Source organism: Klebsiella sp. K5-204, from assembly GCF_030128585.1.
Classification (GTDB): domain Bacteria; phylum Pseudomonadota; class Gammaproteobacteria; order Enterobacterales; family Enterobacteriaceae; genus Klebsiella; species Klebsiella quasipneumoniae.
Window position 1 is genome coordinate 480150 of sequence record NZ_JAKUZS010000004.1, and the last position, 10184, is coordinate 490333.

14 protein-coding genes are annotated in these 10184 nt (G+C 54.9%); 13 read left to right on the forward strand and 1 reads right to left on the reverse strand.

Annotated elements, in window-relative coordinates:
- Positions 1–90 precede the first annotated feature (90 nt).
- The 4 genes from kefG (at position 91) to slyD (ending at position 3345) form a co-directional block, all read left to right on the forward strand.
- A complete protein-coding gene (gene kefG, locus MKR05_RS13765) occupies positions 91–654 on the forward strand; it encodes a glutathione-regulated potassium-efflux system ancillary protein KefG (protein ID WP_004202208.1) in 564 nt (187 codons plus the stop codon).
- Entirely contained in the window at positions 641–2446 is a 1806-nt protein-coding gene (gene kefB, locus MKR05_RS13770) for a glutathione-regulated potassium-efflux system protein KefB (RefSeq protein WP_004202210.1), read from the forward strand. The genes kefG and kefB overlap by 14 nt, the downstream gene beginning before the upstream one ends.
- Before the next feature lie 11 nt (positions 2447–2457).
- The gene (locus MKR05_RS13775) at positions 2458–2658 is read left to right on the forward strand and encodes a YheV family putative zinc ribbon protein (protein ID WP_002920143.1); all 201 of its coding nucleotides are present in this window, start codon (positions 2458–2460) and stop codon (positions 2656–2658) included.
- A 93-nt stretch (positions 2659–2751) separates the two neighbouring features.
- Positions 2752–3345, forward strand: a complete 594-nt coding sequence (gene slyD, locus MKR05_RS13780) for a peptidylprolyl isomerase (protein ID WP_004202213.1) — start codon at positions 2752–2754, stop codon at positions 3343–3345.
- A 58-nt stretch (positions 3346–3403) separates the two neighbouring features.
- On the opposite strand, the gene MKR05_RS13785 is transcribed toward slyD, so the two are convergent.
- Positions 3404–3622, reverse strand: a complete 219-nt coding sequence (locus MKR05_RS13785) for a protein SlyX (protein ID WP_002920136.1) — start codon at positions 3620–3622, stop codon at positions 3404–3406.
- Positions 3623–3844: 222 nt separating this feature from the next.
- Here MKR05_RS13785 and fkpA point away from each other — a divergent pair, with 222 nt between their 5' ends.
- The 9 genes from fkpA to MKR05_RS13830 form a co-directional block, all read left to right on the forward strand.
- Positions 3845–4675, forward strand: a complete 831-nt coding sequence (gene fkpA, locus MKR05_RS13790) for an FKBP-type peptidyl-prolyl cis-trans isomerase (RefSeq protein WP_004202215.1) — start codon at positions 3845–3847, stop codon at positions 4673–4675.
- 168 nt (positions 4676–4843) lie between these two features.
- On the forward strand, positions 4844–5566 hold the full coding sequence (locus MKR05_RS13795) for a transcriptional regulator (RefSeq protein WP_002920130.1): 723 nt from the start codon (positions 4844–4846) through the stop codon (positions 5564–5566).
- Positions 5566–5952, forward strand: coding sequence for a sulfurtransferase complex subunit TusD (gene tusD, locus MKR05_RS13800; RefSeq protein ID WP_002920128.1), 387 nt, complete (start codon positions 5566–5568; stop codon positions 5950–5952). Before MKR05_RS13795 ends, tusD begins: the two co-directional genes overlap by 1 nt.
- Positions 5952–6311 (forward strand): sulfurtransferase complex subunit TusC, encoded by a 360-nt coding sequence (tusC, locus tag MKR05_RS13805; RefSeq protein WP_032454214.1) that lies wholly within the window; start codon positions 5952–5954, stop codon positions 6309–6311. Before tusD ends, tusC begins: the two co-directional genes overlap by 1 nt.
- 7 nt (positions 6312–6318) lie before the next feature.
- Positions 6319–6606 carry a sulfurtransferase complex subunit TusB gene (tusB, locus tag MKR05_RS13810; protein WP_004202221.1) on the forward strand — a complete coding sequence of 96 codons (288 nt, stop codon included), beginning with the start codon at positions 6319–6321 and terminating at the stop codon, positions 6604–6606.
- Between the two features lie 124 nt (positions 6607–6730).
- The gene (gene rpsL / locus MKR05_RS13815) at positions 6731–7105 is read left to right on the forward strand and encodes a 30S ribosomal protein S12 (protein ID WP_002920115.1); all 375 of its coding nucleotides are present in this window, start codon (positions 6731–6733) and stop codon (positions 7103–7105) included.
- 96 nt (positions 7106–7201) lie between these two features.
- Positions 7202–7672, forward strand: a complete 471-nt coding sequence (rpsG, locus tag MKR05_RS13820) for a 30S ribosomal protein S7 (RefSeq protein ID WP_002920113.1) — start codon at positions 7202–7204, stop codon at positions 7670–7672.
- A gap of 96 nt (positions 7673–7768) precedes the next feature.
- Positions 7769–9883 (forward strand): elongation factor G, encoded by a 2115-nt coding sequence (gene fusA / locus MKR05_RS13825; protein WP_023291175.1) that lies wholly within the window; start codon positions 7769–7771, stop codon positions 9881–9883.
- Positions 9884–9952: 69 nt separating this feature from the next.
- Positions 9953–10184: GTP-binding protein (locus tag MKR05_RS13830; protein WP_032439543.1), on the forward strand; the 232-nt coding region annotated here is incomplete at its 3' end.

Here is a 10184-nt window from a genome sequence, read left to right on the forward strand (position 1 = left end):
TAGCCCAAAACGAAGACGATACACAAAGTCATTCTGGCTGTGTCAAAACGCCAGGGCTGTGCAGGCCGCCAGAAGACCTACGGGAGGGGAATGATGTCTCAGACAGCGAAAGTGTTGCTGCTGTATGCCCACCCAGAATCTCAGGATTCCGTGGCCAACCGGGTTTTATTACAACCGGCCTTACAGTTGCCAAACGTCACCGTGCACGATCTCTACGCGCACTATCCGGATTTTTTTATCGATATTGCTCACGAACAGGACCTGCTGCGCCAGCATGAGGTGATCGTTTTCCAGCATCCTTTATATACCTGGAGCTGTCCGGCGCTGCTCAAGGAGTGGCTGGATCGTGTCTTAAGCCGCGGCTTCGCCAGCGGCGCCGGAGGGAACGAACTGGCGGGAAAGTACTGGCGCAGCGTGATCACCACCGGCGAACCTGAGAGCGCCTACCGTCGCGATGCGAATCGCTATCCGATGAACGATATTTTACGTCCTTTTGAACTGACCGCCGGCATGTGCCGTATGCACTGGATGAGCCCCATTATCGTCTACTGGGCCCGGCGGCAACAGCCAGAGGAGCTGCGCAGCCGCGCCCTGGCCTATCGGGACTGGCTGGCCAACCCCCTTGCCGCCGGAGGTGTCCATGGCGGGATTTGATTTGCTGCTGGCAGGGGTGCTGTTTTTGTTCGCGGCCGTTATCGCCGTCCCTCTGGCTTCAAGACTGGGGATTGGCGCGGTGCTGGGCTATCTGCTGGCCGGGATCGCCATAGGTCCGTGGGGGCTCGGGTTTATCAGCGATGTGGATGAAATTCTCCATTTCTCTGAACTCGGCGTGGTGTTTCTGATGTTTATCATCGGCCTGGAGCTCAATCCCGCCAAGCTATGGCGGCTGCGAAGCTCCATCTTCGGCGTTGGCGCGGCGCAGGTGATGCTCAGCGCGGCGATCCTCGGCGGTCTGTTGATGACGACAGGATTTTCATGGCAGGCGGCGGTGGTCGGCGGGATCGGCCTGGCGATGTCCTCTACCGCGATGGCACTGCAGCTGATGCGCGAGAAGGGAATGAGCCGCAGCGAATCAGGGCAGTTAGGCTTTTCGGTCCTGCTGTTTCAGGATCTGGCGGTGATCCCGGCGCTGGCGCTGGTGCCTCTGCTGGCGGGTTCCGCGGATGAGCATGTGAACTGGCTAACGGTCGGCATGAAGGTCCTGGCGTTTGCCGGGATGCTGATTGGCGGACGCTATTTACTGCGGCCGGTGTTCCGCTTTATCGCCAGCTCCGGGGTCAGGGAAGTGTTCACTGCCGCCACGCTGCTGCTGGTCCTTGGATCCGCCCTGTTTATGGAGGCGCTGGGGCTGTCGATGGCGCTGGGTACCTTTATCGCCGGCGTGCTGCTGGCGGAAAGTGAGTATCGCCATGAACTGGAGATCGCCATCGATCCGTTCAAGGGGCTGCTGCTTGGGTTGTTCTTTATCTCCGTCGGTATGGCGCTGAACCTTGGCGTGCTGTACACCCATCTGCTGTGGGTGGCGGTGAGCGTGGCGGTGCTGGTGGCGGTAAAAATGCTGGTGCTCTATCTGCTGGCCCGTCTCTATGGCCTGCGGAGTTCCGAGCGTATGCAGTTTGCGGGCGTATTAAGCCAGGGCGGCGAGTTCGCGTTTGTCCTCTTTTCGCTGCCCGCTTCTCAGCGGTTGTTCCAGCACGACCAGATGGCGCTGCTGCTGGTGGCCGTCACCTTGTCGATGATGACCACGCCGCTGCTGATGAAAGGGATCGATAAGATACTGTCGCGACGCCTGAATCCAGCGGAGGATACCGATGAGGCGCCGTGGGTAGAGGACGATAAACCGCAGGTGATTATTGTTGGCTTTGGCCGTTTCGGCCAGGTCATCGGTCGCCTGCTGATGGCCAATAAGATGCGTATTACGGTGCTGGAGCGAGACATCAGCGCGGTGAATCTGATGCGCAACTATGGCTATAAAGTCTATTTTGGCGACGCCACCCAGCTGGAGCTGCTGCGCTCGGCGGGGGCGGAGGAGGCGCAGTCGATCGTCATTACCTGTAATGAGCCGGAAGACACCATGCGGCTGGTGGAGATGTGTCAACAACACTTTCCACATCTGCACATCCTGGCGCGCGCTCGCGGGCGCGTCGAGGCGCATGAGCTGCTGCAGGCCGGCGTGACGCAGTTTTCTCGTGAGACTTTCTCCAGCGCGCTGGAGCTGGGGCGTAAAGCGCTCATCACCCTCGGGATGCATCCTCACCAGGCCCAGCGCGCGCAGCTGCACTTCCGACGCCTCGATATGCGAATGCTGCGTGAGTTAATGCCGGTGCATACTGATACGGTACAGATATCACGCGTGCGGGAAGCCCGGCGCGAACTGGAAGAGATTTTTCAGCGCGAAATGCAGAAAGAGAGCCGGCAGCTGGACGGCTGGGACGAGTTTGAATAAAGGTAAATCATATGGCAGTACGTAAACGTTTTATTGCCGGGGCGAAATGTCCGGCGTGCCAGGCGCAGGATTCACTGGCGATGTGGCGTGAGAATAATGTCGATGTTGTTGAATGCGTTAAGTGCGGTCATCAGATGCGTGAGGCGGATAAAGAGGCCCGTGAGCATGTACGCAAAGAGGAGCAGGTGATTGGCATTTTTCATCCCGACTAGCGTTATCCGTCGGCTTTTTTTAAGCTAAAGGGTACACGGCAGCAGAATTCCGCTACAATCTGCGCCACTATTCTTCCCATCTCAGGAGATATCATGAAAGTAGCAAAAGACCTGGTGGTCAGCCTGGCCTATCAGGTACGTACAGAAGACGGTGTGTTGGTTGATGAGTCTCCGGTAAGCGCGCCGCTGGATTACCTGCACGGTCACGGCTCCCTGATTTCCGGCCTGGAAAACGCGCTGGATGGCCACGAAGTGGGCGACAAATTTGACGTAGCCGTTGGCGCTAACGACGCTTACGGTCAGTATGACGAAAACCTGGTGCAGCGTGTACCGAAAGACGTCTTCATGGGCGTTGATGAACTGCAGGTTGGCATGCGCTTCCTGGCGGAAACCGATCAGGGTCCGGTACCAGTAGAGATTACTGAAGTTGAAGACGACCACGTTGTGGTTGATGGCAACCACATGCTGGCAGGCCAGAACCTGAAGTTCAATGTGGAAGTTGTCGCCATCCGCGAAGCGACCGCTGAAGAACTGGAGCACGGTCACGTGCACGGCGCGCATGGTCATGATCACGACCACGATCATGGTCACGATGGCTGCTGCGGCGGTCACGGTCACGACCACGATCATGGCCACGACCATGGTAAAGGCGGTTGCGGCGGCCACGGTGGCTGCGGTTGCCACTAATCTTCGCGCTTCGGCACGAAGACAACAAAAAAGCGGGGAGACCCGCTTTTTTTACGCCTCAATAATGCGGCGGCGGCGTCTCTTCGGCCTGGGAGGCGATATGGGAGGGCTGGGTCGCCTTCAGCTTCTCGATCATCAGACGCATATGCTCGCGCATCTTTGCCATCTCAATCTCGTGGGCGGTTACGGTTTTATTGAGGTCTTCGATGGTGATTTCCTGAAACGCCAGCCGGCTTTCCAGCTCCGCAAGGCGCGTTTCTAATGTGCTATCGTGCATGGGTAACCTCTTTAGTCTGATCCTGCGGGCGGATTCTACTTAAGTTTCCCCCGGCGCGCAGCATCGCTGCGTCCTACAGGAAACTTATTCATACAAAAATAGTCCTAAAAGAGGCGATATTCAGGAACGTCCGTATGTAGATTTTAACGGCGACGTTCTATAGTACGTTTTTTGCTTTTTACGATAACCCTGGGGTGAGAGGCCCCGGCCCTGGAGAAATGGATGAAATCACTGTTTAAAGTAACGCTGCTGGCGACCACAATGGCCGTCGCCCTGAATGCACCGCTGACCTTTGCTGCAGATACCGCGGCGAAAGCAGCCCCGGCGGCTGAGAGTAAATCGGCATTTAAAAATGACGATCAGAAATCGGCCTATGCGCTGGGCGCGTCCCTGGGGCGTTACATGGAAAACTCCCTGAAAGAACAAGAAAAACTCGGCATTAAGCTGGATAAAGCCCAGCTGATCGCCGGCGTACAGGACGCGTTTGCCGATAAGAGCAAACTGTCCGACCAGGAGATCGAACAGACTCTGCAGGCCTTTGAAACGCGCGTGAAGACCGCGGCTCAGCAGAAAATGGAAAAAGACGCCACTGAGAACGAAACCAAAGGTAAAGCTTTCCGTGACAGCTTTGCCAAAGAGAAGGGCGTGAAAACGTCGAAAACTGGCCTGCTGTATAAAGTCGAGAAAGAAGGCACTGGCGATGCGCCGAAAGACAGCGACACCGTGGTGGTTAACTACAAAGGTACGCTGATCGACGGCAAAGAGTTTGATAACTCTTATACCCGCGGCGAGCCGCTCTCTTTCCGTCTCGACGGGGTGATCCCGGGCTGGACTGAAGGCCTGAAGAACATCAAGAAAGGCGGCAAAATCAAGCTGGTCATTCCGCCAGATCTGGCCTACGGCAAAACCGGCGTCCCGGGCATCCCGGCCAACTCTACGCTGGTCTTTGATGTAGAGCTGCTGGATATCAAACCGGCGCCGAAGGCAGATGCTCAGCCGGAAGCCGCTGGCGATGCGAAAGCCGCGGACGCGAAAGCTGACGCTAAGAAGTAATCGGGTTCAGGCCGCCGTCTCGTCAGAGGCGGCGGCTTTTTTATTGAGCGCAGATATAATTAAAACTGGAAAGATCCTCAGGCGCTGTATTACTTTAGATAGCTTAATAATGATGATGAGCCTGCCCTGACAATAACGACAGGCTCCTGAAAAGGAGTGCTTTTTTTCATGTCCAGGTCGCTTTTAACCAACGAAACCAGCGAGCTTGACCTGCTGGATCAACGTCCCTTTGACCAGACCGATTTCGATATTCTTAAATCTTATGAAGCGGTGGTGGACGGGTTGGCGATGCTCATCGGTTCGCACTGTGAAATCGTGCTGCATTCTTTGCAGGATCTGAAATGCTCTGCCATCCGTATCGCCAATGGTGAACATACCGGCCGCCAAATCGGTTCACCGATTACCGATCTTGCGCTGCGCATGCTGCACGATATGACGGGCGCCGATAGCAGCGTTTCCAAATGCTACTTTACCCGCGCCAAAAGCGGCGTCCTGATGAAGTCGGTGACGATTGCCATCCGCAACCGCGATCACCGGGTGATTGGTCTGCTGTGCATCAATATGAATCTGGATGTGCCGTTTTCCCAGATCATGAGCACCTTTATTCCGCCAGAAACGCCCGAGGTTAACTCGCCGGTGAACTTTGCTTCCTCGGTTGACGATCTGGTCGCCCAGACTCTGGAATTTACCATCGAAGAGGTGAATGCCGATCGCAGCGTGTCCAACAATGCTAAAAACCGTCAAATCGTGCTGAATCTCTACGAGAAAGGGATCTTCGATATTAAAGACGCCATTAACCAGGTGGCCGATCGTCTGAACATCTCCAAGCACACCGTCTACCTCTATATTCGCCAGTTCAAAAGCGGCGATTTCCAGGGGCTGGATAAGTAATGCGTTTTGCCCTCACGGTGACCGGCCCTGCCTATGGCACGCAGCAGGCGAGCAGCGCCTGGCAATTTGCGCAGGCCGTGCTGCAGGAAGGCCATGAGCTGGCGTGCGTTTTTTTCTATCGCGAAGGCGTGCTTAACGCTAACCAGCTGACGGCGCCCGCCAGCGATGAGTTCGATCTGGTGCGCGGGTGGCAATCCCTCCACGATGAGCACGGCGTCGCGCTGCATATCTGCGTGGCGGCCGCCCTGCGTCGTGGCGTAACGGACGAGCGCGAAGCGCAACAGCTCGCTCTGCCTGGCCATAATCTGCAGCCGGGGTTTACGTTGAGCGGACTTGGCGCGCTGGCGGAAGCGGCGCTTACTTGCGATCGGATGGTACAGTTTTGATGAAACGTGTGGCTTTCGTTTTTTCCTCCGCGCCGCACGGCAGCGCCGCCGGCAGGGAAGGCCTCGACGCCTTATTAGCCACCTCCGCCCTCACCGACGAGATTGGCGTATTTTTCGTGGGCGACGGCGTGTTTCAGCTGTTGCCCGCCCAGCGGCCTGGCGCTGTGCTGGCCCGCGATTACATCGCCACTTTTAAACTGCTGTCGCTATATGATATCGACCAGTGCTGGCTGTGCGCCGAGTCGGCGCGAGAGCGCGGCCTGGACCCCGCGACACCGTGGGTGGTGGATGTCGAATGCCTGGCGCCGGATGCCCTGCGCGCCCGTCTGCATGAATTTGATGTGATTTTGCGTTTCTGAGGCCCCCATGCTCCATACGCTCAGTGTTTCTCCCTGGCATGCCGATATCGCAGCAATGCTTCGCTTGATGGAGCAGGGTGACGATCTGTTACTGCTGTCTGATGGCGTCGCGGCGGCTATCGCCGGCGGTCGCTTCCTTGAGATCCTGCAATCCGCCCCCATAACCCTTTACGTGCTGCAAGACGACGTTGACGCCCGCGGGCTAACTGGTCAAATTGCGGACAGTGTCGGCAGGGTTAGCTATACTGATTTCGTCAGACTCACAGTCAAACATGCCGGTCAGTTGGCCTGGTGATGGCGGGATCGTTGTATATTTCTTGACACCTTTTCGGCACCGCCCTAAAATTCTGCGTCCTCATAATATATGAGGCGATTTATTACGTGTTTACGAAGCAAAAGCTAAAACCAGGAGCTATTTAATGGCAACAATTAACCAGCTGGTACGCAAACCACGCGCGCGCAAAGTTGCAAAGAGCAACGTGCCAGCGCTGGAAGCCTGCCCGCAGAAACGTGGCGTATGTACTCGCGTATATACCACCACTCCTAAGAAACCGAACTCCGCACTGCGTAAAGTTTGCCGTGTGCGTCTGACTAACGGTTTCGAAGTCACCTCCTACATCGGTGGTGAAGGTCACAACCTGCAGGAGCACTCCGTGATCCTGATCCGTGGCGGTCGTGTTAAAGACCTTCCGGGTGTTCGTTACCACACCGTTCGTGGTGCGCTTGACTGCTCCGGCGTTAAAGACCGTAAGCAGGCTCGCTCCAAGTACGGCGTGAAGCGTCCTAAGGCTTAATGGTTCTCCGTTAAGTAAGGCCAAACTGATTTATCTTAATGTCATACTAAACTCTTAGAGTTTTGGACAATCCTGAATTAACAACGGAGTATTTCCATGCCACGTCGTCGCGTCATTGGTCAGCGTAAAATTCTGCCGGATCCGAAGTTCGGATCAGAACTGCTGGCTAAATTTGTCAATATCCTGATGGTAGATGGTAAAAAATCTACTGCAGAAACTATCGTATACAGCGCGCTGGAGACCCTGGCTCAGCGTTCTGGTAAATCTGAACTGGAAGCCTTCGAAGTTGCGCTCGAAAACGTGCGCCCGACTGTCGAAGTTAAGTCCCGCCGCGTAGGTGGTTCTACTTATCAGGTTCCAGTTGAAGTTCGTCCGGTCCGTCGTAATGCCCTGGCAATGCGTTGGATCGTTGAAGCTGCTCGTAAACGCGGTGATAAATCCATGGCTCTGCGCCTGGCGAACGAACTCACTGATGCTGCAGACAACAAAGGTACTGCAGTTAAGAAACGTGAAGACGTTCACCGTATGGCCGAAGCCAACAAGGCGTTCGCTCACTACCGTTGGTAATCCCTTCGGAGTCATAGTCACCAGGCGGGCGCTTCAGATGAGTCGCCCGCTCTGGATAACTTAACTGAACGCCTAAAGAAATAAACGAGGAATCAAATGGCTCGTACAACACCCATCGCACGCTACCGTAACATCGGTATCAGTGCGCACATCGACGCCGGTAAAACCACTACTACCGAACGTATTCTGTTCTACACCGGTGTAAACCACAAAATCGGTGAAGTTCATGACGGCGCCGCTACCATGGACTGGATGGAGCAGGAGCAGGAACGTGGTATCACCATCACTTCCGCTGCGACTACTGCATTCTGGTCTGGTATGGCTAAGCAGTATGAACCGCACCGTGTAAACATCATCGACACCCCGGGGCACGTTGACTTCACTATCGAAGTAGAACGTTCCATGCGTGTTCTTGATGGTGCGGTAATGGTTTACTGCGCAGTTGGTGGTGTTCAGCCGCAGTCTGAAACCGTATGGCGTCAGGCAAACAAATATAAAGTTCCGCGCATCGCGTTCGTTAACAAAATGGACCGCATGGGCGCTAACTTCCTGAAAGTTGTTGGTCAGATCAAAACCCGTCTGGGCGCGAACCCGGTTCCGCTGCAGCTGGCAATTGGTGCTGAAGAAGGTTTCACCGGCGTTGTTGACCTGGTGAAAATGAAAGCCATCAACTGGAACGATGCAGACCAGGGCGTAACCTTCGAATACGAAGATATCCCGGCTGACATGCAGGATCTGGCTGACGAATGGCACCAGAACCTGATCGAGTCCGCAGCTGAAGCTTCTGAAGAGCTGATGGAAAAATACCTGGGTGGTGAAGAACTGACTGAAGAAGAGATCAAAAAAGCTCTGCGTCAGCGCGTTCTGAACAACGAAATCATCCTGGTAACCTGTGGTTCTGCGTTCAAGAACAAAGGTGTTCAGGCGATGCTGGATGCGGTAATTGACTACCTGCCATCCCCTGTTGACGTTCCGGCGATCAACGGCATCCTGGACGACGGTAAAGATACTCCGGCTGAGCGTCACGCAAGCGACGACGAGCCGTTCTCTGCACTGGCGTTCAAAATCGCTACTGACCCGTTCGTGGGCAACCTGACCTTCTTCCGCGTGTACTCCGGTGTGGTTAACTCTGGTGATACCGTACTGAACTCCGTGAAAGCTGCACGTGAGCGTTTCGGTCGTATCGTACAGATGCACGCTAACAAACGTGAAGAGATCAAAGAAGTTCGCGCGGGCGACATCGCTGCTGCAATCGGTCTGAAAGACGTAACTACTGGTGACACCCTGTGTAACCCGGATGCGCCGATCATTCTGGAGCGTATGGAATTCCCTGAGCCGGTAATCTCCATCGCCGTTGAGCCGAAAACCAAAGCTGACCAGGAAAAAATGGGTCTGGCTCTGGGTCGTCTGGCTAAAGAAGACCCGTCTTTCCGCGTATGGACTGACGAAGAGTCTAACCAGACCATTATCGCCGGTATGGGTGAGCTGCACCTCGACATCATCGTTGACCGTATGAAGCGTGAATTCAACGTTGAAGCGAACGTCGGTAAACCTCAGGTTGCTTACCGTGAAGCAATTCGCGCGAAAGTTACCGATATCGAAGGTAAACACGCCAAGCAGTCTGGTGGTCGTGGTCAGTACGGTCACGTTGTGATCGACATGTACCCGCTGGAGCCGGGCTCTAACCCGAAAGGTTACGAGTTCATCAACGACATCAAAGGTGGTGTAATTCCTGGCGAATACATCCCGGCCGTTGATAAAGGCATCCAGGAACAGCTGAAAGCTGGTCCGCTGGCAGGTTACCCGGTAGTTGATATGGGTATCCGTCTGCACTTCGGTTCTTACCACGACGTTGACTCCTCTGAGCTGGCGTTTAAACTGGCTGCGTCTATTGCCTTTAAAGAAGGCTTTAAGAAAGCAAAACCAGTTCTGCTTGAGCCGATCATGAAGGTTGAAGTAGAAACTCCGGAAGAGAACACTGGTGACGTTATCGGTGACTTGAGCCGTCGTCGCGGTATGCTGCGCGGTCAGGAATCCGAAGTAACCGGCGTTAAGATCCACGCTGAAGTACCGCTGTCCGAAATGTTCGGTTATGCAACTCAGCTGCGTTCTCTGACCAAAGGTCGTGCATCATACACCATGGAATTCCTGAAGTATGATGATGCGCCGAACAACGTTGCTCAGGCCGTTATTGAAGCCCGTGGTAAATAATCCACAGGATTAAAACCTAAGTCCCGTGCTCTCTCCGAAGGGGAGAGCACTATAGTAAGGAATATAGCCGTGTCTAAAGAAAAATTTGAACGTACAAAACCGCACGTCAACGTTGGTACTATCGGCCACGTTGACCATGGTAAAACTACCCTGACTGCTGCCATCACTACCGTTCTGGCTAAAACCTACGGTGGTTCCGCTCGCGCATTCGACCAGATCGATAACGCGCCGGAAGAAAAAGCTCGTGGTATCACCATCAACACCTCTCACGTTGAATATGACACCCCGACTCGCCACTACG